The sequence below is a fragment of the Thiobacillus sp. genome, assembly GCA_024235835.1.
Lineage (GTDB): Bacteria > Pseudomonadota > Gammaproteobacteria > Burkholderiales > Thiobacillaceae > PFJX01.
On the sequence record JACKLQ010000001.1, the window covers coordinates 1,165,764 to 1,188,328 of the forward strand.

21 protein-coding genes are annotated in these 22,565 nt (G+C 64.1%); 7 read left to right on the forward strand and 14 right to left on the reverse strand.

Going from position 1 to position 22,565, the window contains the following annotated elements; all coding sequences use genetic code 11:
• Window positions 1-7: 7 nt before the first annotated feature.
• The 3 genes from H6935_05700 to H6935_05710 all read right to left on the reverse strand — a co-directional run bounded on the left by H6935_05700 (window position 8) and on the right by H6935_05710 (window position 4,770).
• Window positions 8-1,378, reverse strand: a complete 1,371-nt coding sequence (locus tag H6935_05700) for a sigma-54-dependent Fis family transcriptional regulator (protein ID MCP5277844.1) — start codon at window positions 1,376-1,378, stop codon at window positions 8-10.
• Window positions 1,375-3,216 (reverse strand): hypothetical protein, encoded by a 1,842-nt coding sequence (locus H6935_05705; protein ID MCP5277845.1) that lies wholly within the window; start codon window positions 3,214-3,216, stop codon window positions 1,375-1,377. Before H6935_05705 ends, H6935_05700 begins: the two co-directional genes overlap by 4 nt.
• Before the next feature lie 144 nt (window positions 3,217-3,360).
• Window positions 3,361-4,770, reverse strand: a complete 1,410-nt coding sequence (locus H6935_05710; GenBank protein ID MCP5277846.1) for a trypsin-like peptidase domain-containing protein — start codon at window positions 4,768-4,770, stop codon at window positions 3,361-3,363.
• Between the two features lie 128 nt (window positions 4,771-4,898).
• On the opposite strand from H6935_05710, the gene H6935_05715 reads away from it, so the two are divergent.
• Window positions 4,899-6,485 (forward strand): GAF domain-containing protein, encoded by a 1,587-nt coding sequence (locus H6935_05715; protein MCP5277847.1) that lies wholly within the window; start codon window positions 4,899-4,901, stop codon window positions 6,483-6,485.
• Window positions 6,486-6,494: 9 nt separating this feature from the next.
• Here H6935_05715 and H6935_05720 read toward each other — a convergent pair whose 3' ends face one another.
• From H6935_05720 to hslU, 4 genes are all read right to left on the reverse strand, one after another.
• On the reverse strand, window positions 6,495-8,435 hold the full coding sequence (locus H6935_05720) for a response regulator (GenBank protein ID MCP5277848.1): 1,941 nt from the start codon (window positions 8,433-8,435) through the stop codon (window positions 6,495-6,497).
• A complete protein-coding gene (locus tag H6935_05725) occupies window positions 8,428-8,967 on the reverse strand; it encodes a YfiR family protein (protein MCP5277849.1) in 540 nt (179 codons plus the stop codon). Before H6935_05725 ends, H6935_05720 begins: the two co-directional genes overlap by 8 nt.
• Window positions 8,968-9,009: 42 nt before the next feature.
• Entirely contained in the window at window positions 9,010-11,070 is a 2,061-nt protein-coding gene (locus tag H6935_05730) for a TonB-dependent receptor (GenBank protein MCP5277850.1), read from the reverse strand.
• 128 nt (window positions 11,071-11,198) lie between these two features.
• Window positions 11,199-12,539, reverse strand: coding sequence for an ATP-dependent protease ATPase subunit HslU (gene hslU / locus H6935_05735; protein ID MCP5277851.1), 1,341 nt, complete (start codon window positions 12,537-12,539; stop codon window positions 11,199-11,201).
• Between the two features lie 241 nt (window positions 12,540-12,780).
• Here hslU and H6935_05740 point away from each other — a divergent pair, with 241 nt between their 5' ends.
• Window positions 12,781-13,236 (forward strand): DUF4426 domain-containing protein, encoded by a 456-nt coding sequence (locus H6935_05740; protein MCP5277852.1) that lies wholly within the window; start codon window positions 12,781-12,783, stop codon window positions 13,234-13,236.
• Window positions 13,237-13,624: 388 nt separating this feature from the next.
• On the opposite strand, the gene H6935_05745 is transcribed toward H6935_05740, so the two are convergent.
• The gene (locus H6935_05745; protein MCP5277853.1) at window positions 13,625-15,034 is read right to left on the reverse strand and encodes an integron integrase; all 1,410 of its coding nucleotides are present in this window, start codon (window positions 15,032-15,034) and stop codon (window positions 13,625-13,627) included.
• Between the two features lie 163 nt (window positions 15,035-15,197).
• Between H6935_05745 and H6935_05750 the strand changes: the two genes are divergently transcribed.
• From H6935_05750 to H6935_05760, 3 genes are all read left to right on the forward strand, one after another.
• Window positions 15,198-15,437: a DUF1413 domain-containing protein gene (locus H6935_05750; GenBank protein MCP5277854.1), complete on the forward strand. Its 240-nt coding sequence runs from the start codon at window positions 15,198-15,200 to the stop codon at window positions 15,435-15,437.
• 30 nt (window positions 15,438-15,467) lie between these two features.
• On the forward strand, window positions 15,468-15,824 hold the full coding sequence (locus tag H6935_05755; GenBank protein ID MCP5277855.1) for a hypothetical protein: 357 nt from the start codon (window positions 15,468-15,470) through the stop codon (window positions 15,822-15,824).
• Window positions 15,825-15,910: 86 nt separating this feature from the next.
• Complete coding sequence (locus H6935_05760) at window positions 15,911-16,870, forward strand: DUF4365 domain-containing protein (GenBank protein MCP5277856.1); 960 nt, start codon at window positions 15,911-15,913, stop codon at window positions 16,868-16,870.
• Window positions 16,871-17,149: 279 nt separating this feature from the next.
• Here the strand turns inward: H6935_05760 and H6935_05765 are convergent, their stop codons facing one another.
• Window positions 17,150-18,238 (reverse strand): IS110 family transposase, encoded by a 1,089-nt coding sequence (locus tag H6935_05765; protein ID MCP5277857.1) that lies wholly within the window; start codon window positions 18,236-18,238, stop codon window positions 17,150-17,152.
• Window positions 18,239-18,457: 219 nt separating this feature from the next.
• Between H6935_05765 and H6935_05770 the strand changes: the two genes are divergently transcribed.
• Both H6935_05770 and H6935_05775 read left to right on the forward strand, forming a co-directional pair.
• Window positions 18,458-18,736: a BrnT family toxin gene (locus tag H6935_05770; protein ID MCP5277858.1), complete on the forward strand. Its 279-nt coding sequence runs from the start codon at window positions 18,458-18,460 to the stop codon at window positions 18,734-18,736.
• A 1-nt stretch (window position 18,737) separates the two neighbouring features.
• Window positions 18,738-19,067 (forward strand): hypothetical protein, encoded by a 330-nt coding sequence (locus H6935_05775; protein MCP5277859.1) that lies wholly within the window; start codon window positions 18,738-18,740, stop codon window positions 19,065-19,067.
• A 67-nt stretch (window positions 19,068-19,134) separates the two neighbouring features.
• Here H6935_05775 and H6935_05780 read toward each other — a convergent pair whose 3' ends face one another.
• The 5 genes from H6935_05780 to H6935_05800 all read right to left on the reverse strand — a co-directional run bounded on the left by H6935_05780 (window position 19,135) and on the right by H6935_05800 (window position 22,487).
• On the reverse strand, window positions 19,135-19,812 hold the full coding sequence (locus H6935_05780) for a sulfite exporter TauE/SafE family protein (protein ID MCP5277860.1): 678 nt from the start codon (window positions 19,810-19,812) through the stop codon (window positions 19,135-19,137).
• Window positions 19,813-19,910: 98 nt separating this feature from the next.
• The gene (locus tag H6935_05785) at window positions 19,911-20,408 is read right to left on the reverse strand and encodes a hypothetical protein (GenBank protein MCP5277861.1); all 498 of its coding nucleotides are present in this window, start codon (window positions 20,406-20,408) and stop codon (window positions 19,911-19,913) included.
• Window positions 20,405-21,145: a hypothetical protein gene (locus H6935_05790; protein ID MCP5277862.1), complete on the reverse strand. Its 741-nt coding sequence runs from the start codon at window positions 21,143-21,145 to the stop codon at window positions 20,405-20,407. The genes H6935_05785 and H6935_05790 overlap by 4 nt, the downstream gene beginning before the upstream one ends.
• A gap of 134 nt (window positions 21,146-21,279) precedes the next feature.
• On the reverse strand, window positions 21,280-21,609 hold the full coding sequence (locus tag H6935_05795) for a DUF2782 domain-containing protein (protein MCP5277863.1): 330 nt from the start codon (window positions 21,607-21,609) through the stop codon (window positions 21,280-21,282).
• A gap of 149 nt (window positions 21,610-21,758) precedes the next feature.
• Entirely contained in the window at window positions 21,759-22,487 is a 729-nt protein-coding gene (locus H6935_05800) for a TIGR00730 family Rossman fold protein (GenBank protein MCP5277864.1), read from the reverse strand.
• Window positions 22,488-22,565 lie beyond the last annotated feature (78 nt).

Genomic DNA, 22,565 nt, shown 5'->3' on the forward strand with positions numbered 1-22,565 from the left:
ACTTACCCTACTCCCCCTCGTCCTGGAACTCCCCCAGTTCGTAAAGCCTGATCTTGTTGCGCAGGGTCAGCCGGGTAATGCCCAGCAGAGCGGCGGCATGGGTTTTGTTGCCGTGGCAGTGGCGCAGCACCCGGGCGATGTGCAGCTTTTCCATCTCCGCCATGGCGAAGGGCTGAACGACGCCATCCCGGGACTGGCAGTTCGATGCGGTGCACAGCTCCTTGGGCAGATGCTCGGGGCGGATGGTCTCGCCACCCGAGAGGATGAGGGCCCGCTCCAGTACGTTGCGCAGCTCCCGCACGTTGCCGGGCCAGACATAGGCCGCGAGTCGCCCTTCCGCCGCAGGAGTGACGCCCAGCGCCTTGAGGCCCATGACCGTGGCGGCCTGGGCCAGGAAATGCCGGGCGAGGGGCAGGATGTCCTCGCGCCGCTCCCGCAGGGGCGGTACGTCGATGCCGGCCACGTTGAGGCGATAGTAAAGATCCTCCCGGAAGCGGCCCTGGCGGATGAGCTCGTTCAGGTCCCGATTGGTGGCGGCCACGAAGCGCACGTCCACCTTGAGCTCCCGCCCGCCCCCCACCCGGCGGAAGGACTGGGTCTCGATGGCCCGCAGCAGCTTGGGCTGCAGGGCCGGGGACAGGTCACCGATCTCGTCCAGGAACAGGGTGCCGCCGTCGGCCAGTTCCAGCAGGCCCCGCTTGCTGGCCACGGCGTCGGTGAAGGCGCCCTTCTCGTGGCCGAACATCTCTGATTCCAGCAGCCCCTCGGCGATGGCTGAACAGTTCAACGTCACCCAGGGCCCCGCCGCCCTGCTGGACAGGCTGTGGATGGCCTGGGCGATGCGCTCCTTGCCGGTGCCCGATTCGCCCCGGATCAGCACCGGGGTACGGGGGGCGGCGGCGATGCGGCGGGTCATCTCCGCCGTGGCCAGGAAGGCGGGACTCTGGCCGATCATGCCCTCCAGGGACGCGGGCGGCGGCACCACGACCCGCAACCGCTCCACCTCGGAACGCAGGCGCTGGGTCTCCAAAGCCCGGGCCACCAGGCCGCGCAAATCGTCCAGGTCGAAGGGCTTGTTCAGGTAATCATAGGCACCTGCCTTGAGGGCGGACACGGCAGTGCGCACCTCGGGATAGGCGGTCATCACCACCACCAGCAGCCTGTCATCGATCTCGTGTAGACGGCCCAGCACGTCCAGGCCGTTGCCATCCGGCAGACGCAGGTCCAGCAGTGCCAGGCCATAGCTGTTGGCCCCGGCCAGGACCAGGGCGGCGGCGGCATCGGCTGCCTGGTCCACCTCGTAATGCCGCGCCAGCACCTCGGCCAGGGTCTGCCGCAGGGTGTCGTCGTCGTCCACCACCAGGATGCGCTCGCTCATGCTGTTTTCTTCCCATCATCAAGGCCGGCACAGGGTACGGGTTCCACCCCCTCCGCTCCAGGCAGGGCCGCGGGCCAGTCGAACTCGAAGCGGGTACCGTGGGGTGGATGCGGATGCACATGGATCTCCGCGCCATGCTGCTCGGCGATCTTCTTCACCACCGCCAGGCCCAGGCCGGTGCCGTCCGGCCGGGTGGTGAAGAAGGGCTCGAACATGCGCGCCCGGATGTCGTCGCCGATACCGGGCCCGTCATCCTCCACGCAAAAATGCACCCGCCGCCGCCCATCCCTGGACAGGGACGCTCCCTGGGGGGCATTGCACATGGACAGGGTGATCACGCCCGGGCCGTCGATGGCGTGGATGGCGTTGATCACCAGGTTGAGCAGCAACTGCTTCAGCTGGTTGGGGTCCGCCAGCAGAGGCGGGATATTGCGCCCGCATTGGCGATGTTGAATGGCGATGCCCTTCTCCTTGGCCTCCTTGCGGGTCCACAGCAACACGTCATCCAGCACGTCCTCCAGGCGGCAAGGCATGGGGTGGCAATCCTGGGGCGCCGAGAAGCCATGGAAGGTGCGCAGGAAGCCGGACAGGCGGTCGATCTCGTTCTCCAGGCGAGGCAGATATTTCCCCATGGCTGGAGAGGCCGGCTCGTCCTGGCGCAACACCTGGACCACGGCCTTCATGCCCGCCAGGGGGTTGCCAATTTCATGGGCCAGGCCCATGGCCAACTCCCCCAGGGTGTTCATCTTCTCCCGCTGGAACATCTGACGATCCTGCTCCCGGCGTTCGTCCACGAGCCTTTGTAGCAGGTGGCGGGACACCAGCCAGCCCGCCAGGGCGGTGGCGGCCAGGGCCACGGTCAGCACGCCATAGAGCAGGTAAAGATTGAACACCGCCCCGAAGAAGCGCTGCTGGGGATAGGCCAGGGCCAGGGCCCAGGCCCGGGGCGAGGTGCCCTGATGGCCGGAGGGCGTACGCATCGCCACGGGGGCGTAGGCCGCGACACGCTCTTCGTCCACGGAGACGCCCCCCTCTCCGCCCAGGAGGCTGGCAAGAGCGGCCCGCGGGAAGTCACCCTCCAGCCTATCCACAGCCTGCATGGCGAAGGCGGAAGGCGTGGGCGTATCGCCCGTGCGGGCAAGGAAATACCCTGCCCGGTCGAACAGATAGGCGGTGCCGCCATGGGCCTCCGCCAGCTGCTGAACCTGGCCCAGGAACAAGTCCGCGTGCAGATTGATGATCAGCAACCCCCTGATCCTGCCCTGGGCGTCGGCCACGGGCGTCGCCACGCGCACCACGGGGCGTTCGGGGGTTTCCACCCGACCGTGTTCGATGTTGAGATCCAGGGGCGAAACATAGATTTGCCCTGGTGCCAGGGCCATGGCCTCACGGAAATAGTAACGGTCGGCCTTTTCCTGGAGGCCGGAGGGCGGAACCAGGACCAGACCGTCCTCCAGGCGATCCACCCGCACTACTTCCCGCCCCGCCGCATTCAGGTAGCGCAGTTGGTAGATGTAGGGGTAGGCGGTGGCGAATACCGCGAAGTTGCTTTCCAATTGCGCTCTGGCCTGCTCAGAGGGGTTTACCACCAAGGCATCGAGGGTGGTGGATGCGCTGAGGTATAACACCTCGCTGGACAACTGCTCCATGAAGCGGGACACGGTCTCGGCCCGGCTGGACACCTCCTGCGCCAAGTGTCCGAGCAACTCCTGCCGCAGGGTCTGGATGGAGTAGTGAATGCCCACCAGGCCGGCGATGGCGAGCGGAATGACCGCCGCCGAAAGGAAAGCCAGGTACACCCTGGCGGAGGTGCCTCGGAATTGAACCGGCAGGAGCATCGTTCATCCTTGGTGAGGGTGCGCCCAATTATCTCCATTCGCGACACTTTGGGGTGATTTGGTCCCTAACCCCTACTGGCACCACACATCACGACAAAGAGGGCATGTCTGCTACGGACACGCGCTTTGTGTCTGGCTTAAGGCCTACTCCGGCTTGGGAATGGTCAGCGGCACGAAGGTGTTGCTGTCCTGGCGCTTCACCAGCAGGGGTACGGTGACGCCCGGAGGCAGGGCAACGGACAACTTCCGCAGTTGGGCGGCGTTTTCCACCACTTGGCCACCCAGGCGCAGGAGGATGTCCCCCGCGCGGACACCCGCCTCGGCGGCGGGACCCGCCCCCATGTCCTCCACCAGCACGCCGCCCTTGAGGCCCAGCACCTCCAGGGTGGCGGCATCCAGGTCCGAGACCTTCACGTCAAGGGGGTCCACCGGGACCGTGTTCTTGACCTGCTGGCTGTCCGATCCCAGTTCGCCCACCTTGACCCGCACCGGAGACACGCGACCATCCCGCAAGACCACCAGCATGTGCTCGCTGCCGGGCCGGCTGGCACCGATGAGGGGCGGCAGGTCGGCGCTGTCCACCACGGCGAAGTCGTCCAGGGCCAGGATGATGTCGCCGGGTTGCAGGCCGGCCTGCTGGGCCGGTCCGCTGGGGCGCACCTCCGTCACCAGGGCGCCCCGGGGGGCCTCCAGGCCATAGGCCTGGGCCAGCTCCAGGGTCAGTTCCTGGGCGCTGACCCCCAGCCAGCCATGGGTGGCCTTGCCTTTCTCCACGATCTGCTTGGCCACGGCCACGGCAGTGTTGATGGGAATGGCGAAGGAGAGGCCCATGTAGCCGCCGCTGCTGCTGATGATCTGGGCGTTGATGCCCACCACCCGACCCGCCAGGTCGAACAGGGGCCCGCCGGAGTTGCCCTGGTTGATGGGCACGTCGGTCTGGATGAAGGGCACGTAGCTGTCGTTGGGCAAGGTGCGGCCCAGGGCGCTGATGATGCCCTGGGTGGCGGTGCGCTCCAGGCCCAGGGGGGCGCCGATGGCCAGCACCCACTGGCCCACCTCCAGTTTGGAGGAATCCCCCAGGGTCACCACGGGCAGGTTCCGGGCCTCCACCTTCAGCACGGCAACGTCGGTCAGCGGGTCCACGCCCACGATGCGGGCCGGCAGTTCCCGCTTGTCGGCGAAACGCACCGCCAGTTTCTCGGCCCCGGCCACCACGTGGCCGTTGGTGAGGATGACGCCGTTGGGGGAGACCACGAAGCCGGAGCCCAGGCCGGTTTCCCGGGGTGGCGTGGGGAGTGGGCGATCCTGCCGTCCCTCCTCCGAGGCACGGCCGGTCTTGGCGCGGAACACCCGCACGTTCACCACCGCCGGCCCCTGGCCGCGCACCAGGGCAGTGAAATCCGGCAACGCCAGGACAGGCACGGCCTGGGACACCACTGGCGCGGAGGGCTCCTGGTTAGCCGCCTTGCCGGGACCTGCCCCCTCCTCGCCACGGGCCCCCAGGGACCAGGCCGCGAACAGGGCCAGGCCCCAGGTAACCAACGTCTTCAGCATCCGTGTTCTCCAATGATTGTCTGGCGCGACGGTTCGACTGCTTCGGCCGGGAAAGATTCATCCAGGATTTTGGCGCCGAACCCGCCCCCTGCTTATCATGAAATACATATCACCACCGGTGCATGGCCATGGACGCCCAACCCCTGCTCGCCAAACTGGACCAGCTCAACGCCATCGGCGTGGCCCTGTCCCGGGAAGAAAACATCGACCACCTGCTGGAACGCATCCTGCGTTCCGCCATGGACCTGACCCACGCCGACGCCGGCACCATCTACCGGGTCAACGGCAGCGACGAAGACCACCGTACCCTGGAGTTCCGCATCCTCATCAACCGCACCCTGGACATGGAACTGGGGGGCAGCAAGGGGGGCGAGATCGACCTGCCGGACATCCCCATCCTGGATGCCGAAGGCAAGCCCAACGACCATATGGTGGCGGCCTACGCAGCCGCCCGCCAGGTCACGGTGAACATCGCCGACGCCCAGCACGCCGAGGGTTTCGATTTTTCCGGCACCCGGGAATTCAACCGGCGCACCGGCTACGTCTCCCAGTCCTTCCTCACCGTGCCCTTGATCGACCACCACCGGGAAACCATCGGCGTGCTTCAGCTCATCAACGCCCTGGCCCCGGAAACCGGCGCCATCCGCGCCTTCTCCAAGGAGGAGCAGAGCCTGGCGGAATCCCTGGCCTCCCAGGCGGCCATCGCCTACACCAAGCGCCGCCTCATGGACCAGCTGGCGGAGCTGTTCGAATCCCTGGTGAGCCTCATCAACACCGCCATCGACGAGAAATCCCCCTATACCAGCAAGCACTGCGAACGGGTGCCGGCACTGACCATGATGATCGCCGAGGCAGTGCACGGTACGGAAACCGGCCCCCTGGCGGCATTCCGCATGAGCGACCCGGACCGCTACGAGCTGCGCATCGCCGGCCTCATGCACGACTGCGGCAAGATCACCACGCCGGTCCACGTCATGGACAAGGCCACCAAGCTGCAGACCCTTTTCGACCGCATCCACCTGCTGGACGCCCGCTTCGAGGTACTGCGCCGGGATGCCGCCATCCAGCGGCTGGAACGACTCACGGACAGCCCGGAGGACTGGCAGTCCATCGACACGGAGTACCGGGAGCGCCTGGCCGAACTGGATCAGGACCAGTCCTTCCTGCACCGCTGCAACGTGGGCGGCGAGGCCATGCAGGCATCAGACCAGGAAAAGGTCAGCCGTATCGCCGGCTACCGCTGGACGGACAGCAAAGGGGTGGAGCAGCCTTTCCTCAGCCCCGACGAGGAGGCCTGCCTGCGCATAACCCGGGGCACCCTCACCGACGCGGAACGGGAGATCATCAACTACCACATCGTTTCCACCCTCCACATGCTGGAGGCCCTGCCCTGGCCCAGGCACCTGCGCCGGGTGCCCGAGTATGCCGGTGGCCACCACGAGCGCATGGACGGCAAGGGTTACCCGAAGGGACTCAACGGCGCGCAGATGTCGGTACAGGCCCGCATCATGGCCATCGCCGACATCTTCGAGGCCCTCACCGCCTCGGACCGCCCCTACAAGGAGGCCAAGCCCCTGTCGGAATGCCTGGCCATCATGGACCGCATGGCCCGGGAAGGTCACATCGACCCGGACATCTACGCCGTCTTCGTGGGCCAGGGCATCCACCTGTCCTATGCGCGGGAGTTCCTGCTGCCGGAGCAGATTGACGTTTGATCACCAGGTTCAGGCAGGGCCTGGGCCGTGCACGCCCTGGGCCTTGATCTCTGCCATCAGGGCAGCCGCATCCATGGGCTTGAACACCAGTTTCCAGGGCATGGAGCGGCTCGCCTCGGCAACCGATTGCCGGTTTTCGCCCGTGAGCAGGATCGCTTTGACGGGCCGGTCCATCCGCCGCTGCAGGGCGTCCAGGAATTCCGCGCCGCTCATGCCCGGAAGCCGGTAGTCCACGATATAGAAATCGGCATCACCGACCCCGGGGTCCGCCAGGGCCTCCTCGGCGCTGGCAAAGGTGGATATGCGCATGCCGTGGCTGCCCAGCGAAACTTCCGCCGCCTTGGCCGCCATCTCGTCATCCTCGATGACGTGTACCCGACAGCCCGCCAGGCCCGCATCCGCAAGCGCCCTGCCTGGAAGCCGGTCCAAGGGCTCCGGTACGCGGTGGGCAGATGCGTCCACCAGGGGTACGCGAAGCTCGAAGACGGACCCCTTGCCCAGACGTGAACGGCAGATGATGGAGCCGCCCAGGATCCCGGCAATGCGCTTGGCATTTGCCAGGCCCAGGCCCAGGCCCTTGGTCCTGTCGCGCTGGGGATTTGCCACCTGGAAATACTCGTCGAAGATGGCGCCCAGGTGGTCCGGCGCAATGCCGATGCCCGTGTCCCATACCTGGATCAACCCGTGGTCCTGGCGGCGGCGGAACGCCACCAGAATGCCTCCCTGGGGGGTGTACTTGATGGCGTTGTCGATGAGGTTGCGCAGCAGGCCCGCCAGCAACCGACCGTCCGTGAGCAACAGCAGGTCCCGGTTGGGGAAGGAGAGTTTGAAACGCAAACCCTTGGCGAGGGCCAGGGGGGCGAATTCGGCTTCGAGCCGGCCAGCCAGGTCATAGGCCTGCACAGGAAGCACATCAGGCGTGACCGTACCGCTGTCCAGGCGGGAGAAATCCAGCAGGGCATTGAGGATGTCGGCCAGGTTGCGCGTGGAGAGGGAGAGGTAATTGACTATGCGCCGCTGCTCGTCGTCCAGGGGCGACTCCATGAGGGTTTCGAGGAACAGGCGCATGGCGTGGATGGGTTGCCGCAGGTCGTGGCTGGCGGCGGCCAGGAAACGTGACTTGGCGGCGCTGGCCGCATCCGCCAGGTCCTTGGCGGCCAGCAGCTCGTTGGTGCGCGTCCGCACCAGCTGCTCCAGCTGGTCATGCTGGCCCTGCAGGGCCCGTCGGCTGGTTTCCACCTCTTCCAGCAGGGCGTTGAAGTTGCGCACCAGGTCGCCGATCTCGTCATCCCCGGCCGGGATGGCCCGGGGCACGAAATCCTTGCGTACGCGGGCGTCCCTGGCCGCGTCCGCCATGAGGCGCACCGGCAGGATGACGCGCTCCAGGAAGCGCATGGCAAGGACCAGGGCCAGGGTACCGGCTATGAGGGCCACCGCGAAGGTGGTGGCGATGTCGGCCAGGTATCCGGACCAGTAGGCCTGGAGCCGGGCCTGGACGTGGATGGTGCCCACAGGGGTCTCGTCCACCAGGATGGGCTGCCTCAGGGTGGTGGTGGTGGCCAGCGGAGCGATCTCCGGGATGCTGGTGGCCATGGACGCCATGTAGGGCGGCAACTGGCTTGCGTCGCCGTAGGTGGCGAGGCGGCCGCCGTCGCTGGTGTACACGGCGGCGGCCGTCACCTCCGGGTAGGCCTCGAACATGTGCAGCACCGCGGCGGCCACCCTTTCGTCCTGGAAGACCACCGCGGCCCCCGCGGCGGTGCCAACGGCGTTGGCGGCCGTCAGCATGGTGCGCCGGATCTCCTTGCGCACGTTGCCCAGGGTGACGTAGGCATCGCTCACCAGGGACAGGCCCAGCCCCAGCAGGACCGCCACGATGATCAGCCGTGCCAGGGGGTAGCGGATCGACCGCCGGTTGAAAAAGCTGTCCTTTAGCATGGGGTTATTCATGGGTTCGGCGCGCCAGGCGCAACAGCTCGGGGGCGAAATGGAAACCGGCGCGCCGGCCCTGGCCCAGGTTGATCTCGAACTGGGCCCCTTCCCTGCGCACGTCCATCTCGATCATGCCACCCTCCAGGATGAAGCCGGGATAGGCGCTGATGGTGAGGGCATTGTCCACCCGGCTGCTGTCCGCCACCGCATTCCAGCCCTGGCGGGAATCCACGTAAAGCACGTGGCATCCCCCCTGGGAGACAGAATAATCCAGCACGTTCAGGCGGCGCTTGCTTATCCTCCGCCCGTCCAGCTGGAACAAGGCATCCGCCTGGCGCGGGCCCCGGGCATGGATGCACAGCCGGATCTCCCGTCCGTCGCCCAGGCGCCCGGACGGAAACTCGGTGAACCTGAGGAAGTTGAAGACCATCACCGCCCGCACCGCCTCTTCCCGGGGCATCTCCTGGGCCAGGGCCACGGGGCCGTGGGCAGCCAGCGCCGCCCAGAATCCCAGGGCAGCGATGGCTAAGGCTTGGATGGCGTGAAGCATCAGACCAGACCGGTAGTTGATTGGCGCGGAGAGCCGGAGCACCTAGAACCTGTAAGCCACCTCCGCGTGGAGACTGCGACCGGGAAGGGGCAGGTTGTTGGTGACGGCGCTGCTGGTGTAGTCGTAGGCGTCCACGTCGAACAGGTTGCGGATGGATGCGGCCCACTGCCAGCGTTTCCTGGGGGCATAACGCAGGGTGGTGTCCACCAGGGCATAGGCATCCAGGGGCGCCCGGCCTGCCAGGGTTCGTTCGCCGATCCAGGTGGCCTGCACGTTCCAGTTCCAGCGGGGCAGGAAGCTCCAGTCGGAACGCAGGTAGGCCTTGTCCTCCGGAGCGGTGAGGCTCACGGCCGTGGGCAGGGCCGTGTTCATGTGGGCCACGCTGGCGCTGACCCGCCAGTTATCCGTGGCCTGCCATCGGGCCTCCAGTTCCACGCCGTAGGTGCTGCTGTCGCCACTGTTCTGATACTGGCCGGCCACGTTGGAGATGAGGTTGGTCTGGGCGAACTTGTACAGGCCCAGCCCCAGGCCCAGATCCCGGGTGGCGGCATAGGCGAAGGACAGGTCCCAGGTGCTGGATTCCTCCGGCTCCAGGTTGGGATTGGACATGACGGAGGAGGTCTTGCTGAACAACTCCAGGATCGACGGCGCCCGGAAGGCTTCGCCGTAGAGCAGCTTGGCTGTGAGCCTGTCGGTGGCCTGCCAGACCAGGGCCAGGCGGGGGTTCAGGGCATTGCCGAAATCCGAGTAGTGGTCCAGGCGCAGGCCGGCCGTGAGTTCCAGTCCGTCGGCGATGGTCCAGATGTCCTGGGCATATACATAGGTGATGCGGCGGTGCAGTTCCGGGGCGAAGGCATAGTCGCTGTCAGAAATGTCCACCAGGGGCCCGCCCGCCGGCAGGATGGCCCCGCTGGCGTCCCTGCCGTAATTGACGTGGTGCTCGACCATGAACAAATCCTCCCAGTTGTAGCCGCCCCCCAGGCGGATGGCGTGTTTCTTCAGGCCGGTATACAGGCCGCTGATCTCGAAGGTGGCACCCCGCTCTGCCGAGCGTTGACGGTTGATCAGCCCGGCCGGGTAGACCCCCAGCCCCAGGTTCGTGCACACCCCTGCAGCCGCCAGGCAGGTGAAGCCCGGCGGGCGCTCCTGGAACCCGTCGCCTGAGGCGTAGCCCAGTTGGCGATAGCGGAGTTCGGCGTCGATGCCCCAGTCCGGCGCGAAGGTCTCATTGGCGTAGAGCAGGCCCAGGTCGAAGCGGTAGTCATTGCCCGCCGTGACAGGGTCCACCACGGCCGCCCCCGTCATGGCCGTCTGCAGGTCGGAATGGCCGGTGTAGTCGGCCAGCAGGCGCCAGTTGCCGCTGGCAGCGGAGAAGCGCAGGTCCTGGCCGTTCCAGCCATAGTGGGCATGGGTCGGGGCGTAGGAGCCGCCCAGGGCGGTCTGCCCATCGGCGGCGATCCAGGGATCATGGCCATCGGTACGGGACAACTGGGCGGTGAGGCCGATCTCCATGCCGTTCCATTGGCCGCCGTATTGCATCCAGCCCGCCTGGGAATCGAAGCTGCCGGCCCCCAGGCCGGCCTGGTCCTGCTCGATCCTGCCGGCGGTCCTGGTGATGACGTTGATGACGCCGGCGGATGCGTCGGAACCGAACAGGGCGGAGCCCGGACCGCGGATGATCTCCACCCGCTCGATCATGTGGGTGGGCAGGCCTTTCCAGAAGATGCCGGAGGACCACACCAGGTCACGCATGGGGACGCCGTTTACCATCAGCAGCGTATGGGTGCTGGCGGCGCCCCGGAAGGTGATCAGGGGCCGGAATCCGAACAGGTTGGGCCTCACGTAGATGCCCGGCACGCTCTGCAGCACCTCGGTGAGGTTGGTGGCGCCCGTGGCCGCCATGTCCTCGGCGGTGATCACCGAGACCACGGAAGGAGCCTTGGACAGGGTCTGGTCCGTGTTGGTGGAGATCCTGACCTTGAGTGCCATCACGTCGTCCATGCTCATGGTCAGGAGACGGTCAACCTCGGTCCCGACATCCGCCTGGACACATACGGGCAGGAACGATGCCAGCAGGGGCAGCAGCACAGGGGATCGCTTCATGGGTGCTCTTTCGGTCAGGGTCCATCCATGGTGGTCACGGTGTTTGGGGCATGACCCTCCCCTTGGCATCCGGCTCTTTTTCCCAGCCGGCACTCCCAATGTTCCTTGGCCGCCAACGGCCACGGCCATTACAGCACGTATCTTGCCAAATCCTCGCTGGCCGCCAAATCCTTAAGTCGCGCATCCACATAGGCGGCGTCGATGCGCACCGTCGCCCCATCGCGCTTGTCGGCGTCGAAGGAAAGCTCGTCCAGCAGGCGCTCCATGACGGTGTACAGGCGGCGGGCGCCGATGTTCTCGGTGCGCTCGTTCACGCTCCAGGCGATCTCCGCCAGGCGGTGGATGGCGTCGTCGGCGAATTCCAGCTTCACGCCTTCCGTGTCCATGAGGGCCTGGTACTGGCGCGTCAGGCAGGCGTCGGTGGACGTGAGGATACGCTCGAAGTCCGCCACCCCCAGGCTGGTGAGTTCCACGCGGATGGGGAAGCGGCCCTGCATCTCCGGGATCAGGTCCGAGGGCTTGGACAGATGGAAGGCGCCGCTGGCGATGAACAGGATGTGGTCCGTCTTCACCATGCCGAACTTGGTGGACACGGTGGCGCCCTCCACCAGGGGCAACAGGTCCCGCTGCACGCCCTGGCGGGAGACGTCCGGCCCCTGGCCCTCCCGGCCGGCGATCTTGTCGATCTCGTCGAGGAAGACGATGCCGTTCTGTTCCACGTTCTTCAGGGCCGCCAGCTTGATCTCCTCCTCGTTCACCAGGCGGCCGGCCTCCTCGTCGGCGATGAGCTTCTGGGCCTCGCCGATCTTCAGCTTGCGCTTCTGGGTGCGGGCGCCGCCCAGGTTCTTGAACATGCCCTGGAGCTGGCTGGTGAGTTCCTCCATGCCCGGCGGGGCGAATATCTCCGCCTGCATGCCGGGGGCGGCCACGTCCAGTTCGATCTCCTTGTCGTCGAGGCTGCCCTCCCGCAGCATCTTGCGGAATTTCTGCCGCGTGGCGGATTCCTCCTTCTCCGCCGCCGTGGTCCTGGCGTCCAGTTCCCAGGACTCCCGGGCGCCGGGCAGCAGGGCGTCCAGGATGCGGTCCTCGGCGGCCTCCTCGGCCCGCAGGCGCACCTTGCGGGTGGCCTCTTCCCGCTCCTGCTTCACGGCGATCTCCATGAGGTCGCGGATGATGCTGTCCACGTCCTTGCCCACGTAGCCCACCTCGGTGAACTTGGTGGCCTCCACCTTGATGAAAGGCGCCCCGGAGAGCCGCGCCAGGCGGCGGGCGATCTCGGTCTTGCCCACGCCCGTGGGGCCGATCATGAGGATGTTCTTGGGCGTGATCTCCTGGCGCAGGCCGTCCGCCACGCGCATGCGGCGCCAGCGGTTGCGCAGGGCGATGGCGCAGGCCCGCTTGGCCGCCTGCTGGCCGACGATGTGCTTGTCCAGTTCGTGGACGATTTCCTGGGGGGTCATCTGGGTCATGATGAAAACTGTCTGGAGCGAAGGTGGATTATCCCCGAAGCCGTCACCACTCCGGGACCCGTCAGGGTCTATAGTTGCACCAAAACCAGCGGGCATGGCGAATTGCCATCCCCCGCGTGTCATGAACCCACTGGTAGGAGCGCCGCTCGCGGCGCGAACCCACGATAGGGCAAGAATCCATTCGGCCTGCAAGCGGGCCTCCTACCGGGTTGTTCCACGTTAAGCAAGGAGGAGACGGACCATGGCCAATCCCACGGTTTTCCCGTGCGGCGCCCTCTGCCTGGCGGCCCTGGTCGCGGGCGTATCCGCCCAGGCCGGCGAGCCGGGCATCACCCGCTCCGGCGACCTGGAAATGCGCTGCCTGGCCCTGCCCACCAGCGAACTGACCCCTGAAGCGGCGCGGGAATACAACGTGGCCCGGGACCCCCGGCGGGGCCTGCTCACGGTCACCATCCAGCGCCATCAGGGCCCGGGCAAGGCCAAGCCCCTCCAGGCCCAGGTCTTCGCCGGCGCCATCAACCAGGCCAACATCGTCTCCACCATCCCGGTGCGTGAGGTGCAGCAGGGCGACACGGTGTACTACCTGGGGGAGTTCCACGTGACGCCGCCGGACACCCTGCGCTTCCTGGTAAACGCCAACACCCTTCACGGCAGGCCCCTGAAGGCGGAATTCACCCGGGCCTTCGGCGCGCCTTGAACCCGCCCATGGAACCCCTGCCGCCCTGGGCGGCCTGGCTGGCCCAGGACGCCGACGGGGCCCGGTGGTGTTACAAGGCGGAACCCGACCGTTCATGGCCAAGAGGCCACCCCCGCTGTTGAAACCGGGTAGGAGCGCCGCTCGCGGCGCGAACAGGGTGTCTTGGACGGACAAGGATTCGGCCCGCGAGCGGGCCTCCTGCCGCCTTATGTTTCACGGTAACCAGCCGACACCGGTTGGTACGAAAACGAGGTGGGGCGCTACCTGAAGGTGGGGCACGACGCCCCCAACCCGGCGTGGCGGGAAGCGCTCATCAGGCTGGAAGGCCGGCCGTAGGCAACTGACCCTTGTTCCGAAGAGATGTCGAGAAGGAAGCGCCCCATGCCCCTCATGCCCCCAAGGCATCCAGGGGACTCATCGCCCCCACCCCGCCCCGGTTGAGCACATGGGTGTAGATCATGGTGGTGGACACGTCCGCGTGCCCCAACAGCTCCTGCACGGTGCGGATGTCATGCCCCCGCTCCAGCAAATGGGTGGCAAAGCTGTGGCGCAGGCTGTGGCAGCTGGCCTTGCGCTCGATGCCCGCCCGCAGCACCCCGGCGCGAATCGCCTTCTGCACGCTGTCCTCATGCAGATGATGGCGGCGCGACACGCCTGAACGCGGGTCCACCGACAAGCGGCCGCTGGGAAACACGAACTGCCACCCCCACTCGCGCCCCGCCGCCGGATACTTGCGTGCCAGGGCATCCGGCAACACCACCTCGCCCCGGCCCTCGGCCAGATCCGCTTCATGCAGCCGGCGCACACCCTCCAGATGCGCTTTCAACCCCGGCACAAGCGCCAAAGGCAAGGGCACCACCCGGTCCTTGTCCCCCTTGCCCCGGCGCACCACGATGAGGTTGCGGTCAAATTCCACGTCCTGCACCCGCAGGCGCAGACACTCCAGCAGGCGCATGCCCGTGCCATACAACAACGCGGCAATCAGCCCATGCACGCCCTGCATCACCCCCAACAAGCGCCGCACCTCGGTTGTGGAAAGCACCACCGGCAAGCGCTTGGGCCGCTTGGCCCGCACCATGGGGCCCAAGTCCCCCAGGGGCTGCTCCAGGGCCTTGTCATAAAAGAACACCAAAGCGTTCAGCGCCTGGTTCTGGGTGCTGGCCGCCACGTTACGCACCACCGCCAGGTGCTGCAAAAACCCCACCACCTCGGCGGCGCCCAGGCTCCTGGGCGAACGCTTGCCATGAAAGGCCACCAAGCGGCACAGCCAATGCAGATAGGTTTTTTCGGTGCGGATGGACATGCCCCGGGTACGGATGACCCGGGATAACAACACAAAGTCCTCCCGATGCAGGTGCACCACCTCCGCGCATCCGCCCTCCCCCATGCGGTCCAGCAAGGACGCCTCAACCACCTCGGGCGCCATGGACACCTCCGGCTGCCGGGCGATGGTGGGGTGCCCAGGCTCCAGCTCCGTGGCCGAGCCCAGCCAATAGGCCCAGTCGAAGGCATCCAGCCATTCTGGTTTAACGGTGCTAAACAGAATCCGTATAGCAACAACCACCTGCCGGAACTGCCAATCCGCCAGTCCCCCCTCCCGCCCCACCCTTTGCAGGTAGCCGGACACGTCATCCGCGGACAGATCAGCCAGCCTTTGTCCCGCGAAAGCCCGGATGAACCCCTCCGCGCGGAGCACATGCCAACGGTCCGCGGGGGGCTTAACACCTTGTTTATGAGGAAGTTTCAGGTAGTTGTCCCAAAACCTGCGCTCCCGCGCCTCACGCGATGCTTCACTCATGCGTACCTCCCTGATACGGTAATGGTGAAATTTTTTCGGGATGGTACGCCGGAAGCGGCCTGAACGGCACCGGCCCGGTCGGTGATATCAAGAATCCGTATAGCACCGATATGCAAGATTCTGTTCAATCAACTGTTAGGCAACGAGAAAGGAGGATTCGCAAATGAATTTACTTGAACAGCGTGAGCTGCTCGTGCGAGAGAAAATTGCAGCAATGGCGCAAGGTCAGGAGGCTGGTCTTGCGGCTATTTTTGGCAAAGATTGGGAGCAGATTGGTAGTCCAGGTCAACGAAAAGAATTTGGTCGATTGTTCAAGGCAGCAGTATCAAGTGGATCATATCCAGAAATCGCATGGGTCAGAATTGAAAACTCTGGTCGATACGATGTTTATAAAAAACTGTAACAGCGCCCAACTGATATAGGGGAAAATGCAATGAGACTTGCCGTTTTAATAATTGGGCTGTGTTTGGTTATGCTCGTTGGAATGCAATCATGCACCGTTATGGTTGGAGGTGGTATAGCCGACAACAAAGACCTTTCCGGTGGCGGCGCGATTGGTGTGTTCGTATCGTTCTTGTTTATATTGGGCTCCGCATTCGTAATGGGATACCCAAAAGCGTCAATGATAATTTTCTTGATTGCATCGTTTTTTGGGTTTATTGGCGCTTCTGGCAGCACATTCAGCGATCTTTATTTTTGGTCATTCATTTCTATCGTTCTGGCGGTCATGTCCTACCTTGGAATCAAAGAAAAAAAGAAAAAGGACGAGTTGCAAGCATCAGCAAAATAAACCAATGCCTAACAATGGGCTCCAAGGGACGCTCCGCTTCGCTACGCGCCCCTGATCCATAGCGTTAGGCATATAAAGGTTTCTGTGTGACCCAAGTAATATACAACTATTTTACTGAGCGCGAAGGGGTGATGGCGGTCGAACGCGTCGTCAACCAAATGCGCTGCATTTGGCGTGAAACCCCCAACGCCGATGTCGGAATAGATGGTCAAATTGAGTATGTTGATCTCAATGGCAACTGCACCGGCCATGTTGTGGCGGTCCAAGTTAAATCCGGAGCCTCCTACATAAAGAAGGTTGCAGGTGGAATCTCTTTTACACCAACTGATCGACACGCCTCGTACTGGGAGCGATTCCCTCTCCCAGTTCTAGTAGTCATACATGATCCAACTACTGGCAATAGTTATTGGGCTGACGTAAGGAGATACCTTCGATCCGATCAAAGTAAGACTAGAACTATCGTTATACCAGAAGAGCAAGTACTCAATATTGATAACAGGTACGCATTGTTCGAGTCTTGCGGCGCATTTGGCATGCCACCCATGGCAGAGCTCGATATAGTTAAGGCTCTACTCCAGCAAAAAAGTAGAAACGCCGCTTTTGATCTTTCCTTCTTTGATATCTTTAGCAACGGATTGACTGATATCGGAAGGAAATTGTTTTTCTCCCTGGAGTTTTGCATAGATATTGCGGAGGCAAAGCTGGCAAAAGCAAATAGCCTATTCGGGGTAGGAATGGGCTATCAAGAGCGTCTTTTCATTGATAACTACATTGATTTCATAACCGCTCAATCTCTTGTCGTAATTGACTATTGCGATTACCTCATTGACCGAGATGAGCGACAGATGTCTCCCACTATGCTAATGCCCCTGACTGCTAGAGGGCGAGCTGTTCGTGACTTGCTGCGTAACTTGGGACAAGGCGCCCCGTCACGCTCACTTACTGAGAATCCCGTAGAGATGCAAAAAATGCCGCCGTACTATCTTCGGCTCGAAGCCAATCTTGCGCTGGCGGAGATTCTGGAAGGGAGGCTCGCAAATGCCTAACAATTCATATATGGACTCCCCCCAAAAGCAAGAGCGTTGATCGATAAGAATGACCGAGAGGAAACGCATGCAGTCGTATATCCGGCATCTGGAGTGGGTTCTGAATGACCCGTGCCGACATGGAATCTGCCCACGGGGCGCCAATCGGTACAAGCGGCTGCTGGGGAGCCGGCAGTGTTATCGGCGTCAATCCGTGTGGGTGCGACCTCTTTAGCCATGATGGGCGATCAGTCTCTTGGCAAACGCGGGGTGGGAAACACTGTTTTCTCCTTGCTGAACCTATTGGGCGATGGCGAACGCGGTGCGTTCGATCTTCTTGTTCGGCCGGCTGACCGGCTGGCCGTAGGGCGCGGCATCCCGGAGCACGGCAAAGCAGATGCGCGCCAGCTTGTTGGCCAGGGCGCAGGCCGCCTTGTTGTGGTTGGCCCGTGCCTGCACCTCAAGCGCCCAGGTGCGCAGGCCATCCAGGCTCCGGTTCGCCTGTCGGGCCACGTAGGCCGCGCGCAGCACGGCTCTCGCCCCGTGGGTCAACAGCATCCTCAGGTAACGGTCGCCCTTCTTCGAGATGCGCCCCAGGGTCCGGCTGTTGCCGGACGAGAATTCCCTCGGCGTGAGACCGAACCAGGACGCGAAGTGGCGGGCATCCTTGAAGTGGGCCACCGAGCCGCCGGTGGCGGCGACCATCGCCGTGGCGGTGAGCAGGCCAATACCCGGCACGGTGAGCAGGTGGGCACAGGCCGGACTGTGACGGGCGGCATCGGTCAGTTCCCGTTCCATTTGGGCGATGCGTTGTTCCAAAAGGCGTATTTCCTCGATGAGCCGGTTCATGGCGCCCCGGATCAGCCCGGGGATACGCACCTCGGGATCGGCCAATGCCCGGCTGATTGCCTCGACGCCGGTGCGCGCCCCCTGTGGAATGACCAAGCCGAATTCCCGGCAGAAACCGCGCAAGGCGTTGATGCGGGCGGTTCGCGTGCTCATCCAGAGGGAACGGATGCGGTGCAGGCCTTGCAAGGCCTGCTGCTCTTCCGACTTGATCCGCACGGGCACGATGTCGGACGCGCGAGCCGCTTCAAGCAGGGCGCGGGCATCGGCGGCGTCAGTCTTGTTGCGCTTCACGTAGGCGCGGACATAGGCGGCGGGCAAAAGCAGGACCCGGATGCCCAGGCCGGCCAGGCGCCGGCCCCAGTAGTGGGCGGAACCGCAGGCTTCCATGATCACGGTGTCGATATCGCGGTTGTCGAACCAGCGCTCAAACTGGGCGCGGGTGAGGCGGTGGGATTCGACAACCTTCCACTGCGCATCGGCGACGGCGAGTTGGAAAATGGATTTGGCCAGATCAACGGCTACGGTTGTACTAGCTTTCATGGTGGACTCCTTTCGTCTCAACCTGATCCCCAACCCTTGGTAGATCATTGGTGCTTAGACACCGCGATAAGGCGGGGGGAGTCCATCCCATCAGTCGAGAGGGACCGCCTGCCGGCGCTGCCGGCAGGTACCCTCCGCGGCTTCGCCGCTCCGGCGGCCCCTCACGTCAGACGTTGGGCATCTTGATGCCGTAAGGCACACAGGCGTAGTATCCAACAGATGAAGCTCGTGAACTGGAGTACCGAGAAGAATATCCGTCTCAAAGCTGAGCGCGGCGTATCTTTTGAAGAGGTCGTATCGGCTATGTCGAATGGTGGCCTTCTTGTTGTACTGGACCACCCGAACACGGCTCAATATCCGAACCAACGCATGTTTGTGGTTCGCATTCGTGGCTATGCCTACCTGGTGCCGTTTGTGGAGACAAAGCAAGAGGTCTTCCTAAAAACGATCATCCCGAGTCGGAAGGCCACTCGCATGTATCTTGATGAGGTGCGTTGAAATGGACAATGAAGACAAACTTGAAGAAGAAATTCTGGCTTCTTTTGAAAGAGGCGAATGGCAGCCGGCTCCCAAAACCAAAAGTGAAATTGCACGTTTTGCGGCAATGGCTTCTGCATCTTTGGCTAAGGACAAGCGGGTCAACATTCGCATCTCTTCCAGAGATCTGGATGACATTCAAGCAAAGGCCGCAGAAGAAGCGATTCCTTATCAGACACTAATGGCCAGTGTCCTTCACAAATATGTCACAGGGCGTCTGGTTGAACCACAGACCAGCCCAAACCGGCGCTCAACACGGACGCTGCGCACAAAGCCGCGCAGCGCCGGTTAGCTCTACGTTGACGCTGTAGGAAAACAACCAACCTCCCCGTTGCACCGTCTTCCGCCGGCCAAGGCATTCACCCCAGCAGTTGCAGCAACCCCCACACCCCCAGGCCCGCGACGATGGCTCCCGCCAGCCGGCGCAGCCAGGGCTGGCGGGTGAGGTCCCGCAGGCTTTCCGCCGCCCAGCCCATGAGCAGCAGGTTGGGCAGGGTGCCCAGGCCGAAGACCAGCAGGAACAGGGCTCCCCGGCCCGGGGAGCCGGAGGCCAGGGCCGACACCAGCACGCTGTAGACCAGGCCGCAGGGCAGCCAGCCCCACAGCATGCCCGCTGCCAGTGCCTGTCCATGATGGCGGATGGGCATGACCCGGCCCAACAAGGGCTGCATCCGCCGCCACAGGCCGCCGCCGGCCCGCTCCAGCCACAGCACTGCCTGGTTCAGGCCCGCCAGATAAAGCCCCAGGAGAATGAGCACCACCTGGGCCAGCACGTAAAGACCGGTCTGCAGTGGGTGGAGGGTATCTGAGAGGAAGGCGGCGGCGCCCACCAGGCCCGCCAGGGCCCCCGCCGCCGTGTAGCTGGCGATGCGGCCTGCGCTGTAGGCCAGGTGGAAGCTGAAGGGCTGCTTCCGGACGGCCTGGAATGAGTGTGGCTGAAACGAGATGGCGGCGACGATGCCGCCACACATGCCCACGCAGTGGGCGCCACCCAGCAATCCGGTAAGGAAGGCGGCCAGGAGGGAGAGTTCGGGCATGGCTGATAGTCAGCAGTTGTCAGATTTCAGTTGGCAGCCTGGGATAGAACTGCGGCGGGTTTCGCTGCCGACTGCCAGCTGCTGGCTGCTGGCAGTGTTTACTCGCACAGCATCCCGTCCCGGGCCCAGGCCTGCACGTCCTTCAGCCAGGCCTTGTACCCCCCGGGCACGGTGGGGAACTGGCCCATGGGGGTCATGCCGCCTTCCAGGGCCCAGTGAATGCGCACGTCATGGATGAGGTGCTCCAGCAGCTTGGCCTCCCGGTTGCCGGCCCCCGAATTGGCCTTGATGAGCAAGCAGGCGTCCCGGGCGTTGTGGCCCGTGTAGTCCATGCGGCTACCCGGGGGGGCCATCCACTCGCCGGCGGTCAGCCCCGTTATGCGGGCCGTGTGGCACTTGTCACACAGGTAGCGGTTGCGATGGGAGGTGTAGGCGCGGCCGTTGCTCCTGCGGCTGTTGAACTGGTGGCAACTCAGGCAGCGATCATGCTGGAACTTCTGGTACAGGGCACCGCTGAATTTGACGGGCTCGGAGGCGTGGACGGGGTTCGCTGAGAACAGCAGGGTCAAGGCGATTATCTTGAACAGGTGCTTCATGGTACGGAATCGTCGCCGGACGGGGCGAAGATGTCTCGATAGGCGGCATAGGTTGAGGTGAGGGTCCAGGGGATGAAGACCAGCAGGCCCAGGCCGAAGGGGATGACCAGGGCCACCATGCCCACCATGCCCAGGATGGTGGAATAGACCAGGATGGGCCGCCAGTTGACGGCACAGGCCCACAGGCTCCACCACATGGCCTTGCCGGGCCTGAAGCCCTCGAAGTGGGCCAGCCCCGGCGAAAACCAGGTAGCCATGAGCAATGGAGTCATCAACAGGGCCCCCAGGCCCAGGGCCGGCAGGATGCCATCCAGCAGGGCCCGCGCCTCTTCCGGCGTGAGGGCGTGGGGGTCCTCGATCTGGGCTGTGAGCAGGCTCAGGTCGCCGCCGGTGAAGAAGGCCACGCCGCGGAACACCAGCAGGGTGGCCAGCATGTAGGCGAGGCCGATGACCAGCAGGCTGTCCCGCCCCTGGCGCACGCCGGCACCCAGGAAGACGAAGGTGACGGGCTCCCCCTGGCTGCCTGCCCGGCTGGCGGCCAGGTAACCCGCCACGATGAAGGGGGACAGGGCATGAACCAGAAAGCCCCCCACATAAGGCAGGGCCCCCACGCCCATGAGCACCAGAAAGACCAGGGCAGTCATGCCGGACCAGGGGACAGGGGCCTGCTTGAACAGTTCCCAGCCCTGCTTTATCCAGGCCAGGCCTTGGGCGGCGGGAGGGCGAGCGACAGTCAATGACATGGATGCAAGGGACTAAGGACTTGGGACTAGGGCAAGGGCACGGGGCGCGAAAGTGTCATCCAACCTTACAACATCTGTTTTGCTTTCCTTGCATCTTGCAGGCGCGAAGCGCCGGCCTTGCGCCTGATTCAGAACTGATGGATCACCCACATGGGGACCATGAAGTTGGGCGAAAGGTCGTCGTAGCGACGCATCAGGCCATCACCCCGGGTGTCGATGAGGTAATAGGACTTACCGTGGGGCGGTGTCACCTTGATCATGTACAGCCGTCCCTTGATACGGAATTCCTCGACCTTGTCCTCGCCCTTCTGGGTAATGGTCACCTGGGGTTCCAGTTCCCTGTCCACCATGCCCGGGGGCGGGGGGATGTAGGGCAGGGGTTCCAGCTTGGGTTTTTCTTCCGCCCAGACGGGGCTGGCGGCAAGGCTGGCGATGAGAAGATGGATGGGAAAACGCATAAGGCACTCTTAACAGTTATTGATGCATGGGAGCGTGGGTCTCGTCATCCCCGCGCAGGCGGGGATCCACAGCCTTCATTACCCGGGTTCCCGCCTGGGCGGGAACAACGGACCCACGAACGCTCCATTCAATTTTAGCCGGAGCCGACTTACAGGTTCAGCAGAATCTCCCGCTCAGCGGGAGAAGGCTGGAAGCCACGGCTCTCGTAGTGGCGGAAGATGGCCTCCACCACCTGGGCGGGCTCGTCGATCACCTGGATCAGGTCCATGTCCTCCGGATTGATCATGCCCTCCCCCACCAACCGGTCCCGGAACCAGTCCACCAGGCCGCCCCAGAAGCTGGACTTCACCAGGATGATGGGAATGGGCCGGGTCTTGCCTGTCTGGATCAGGGTCAGGGCCTCCATCAACTCGTCCAGGGTACCGAAGCCCCCGGGCATCACCACATAGGCGCTGGCGAACTTCACGAACATCACCTTGCGGGCGAAGAAGTGACGGAAGGTCTGGGAGATGTCCTGGTAGGGGTTGGCCCGCTGCTCATGGGGCAACTGGATGTTCAGGCCCACGCTGGGGGACTTGCCGAAATAGGCCCCCTTGTTGGCCGCTTCCATGACCCCCGGCCCGCCCCCGGAGATGACGGCGAAACCCGCGTCCGACAGCTTGCGGGCGATGGTCTCGGTGAGCATGTAGTAGGCGGAGTCCGGCTGGATGCGGGCGCTGCCGAAGATGCTCACCGCCGGGCGGATGGGGGCCAGGCGCTCGGTGGCCTCCACGAACTCGGCCATGATCTCGAACATGCGCCAGGATTCCCGGGCGGACAGCAGGGCCTCCTGGCTGCCGCCGGGGTCGTGGAGATCGGGGATTTTGGGTTTGCTCATGGGGTTTCCCTCTGAGGTTATGGCCGGATTGTAGTGGTAGCCCACTAAAATGCGTCTACTTCCAGGCATTCCATTCAG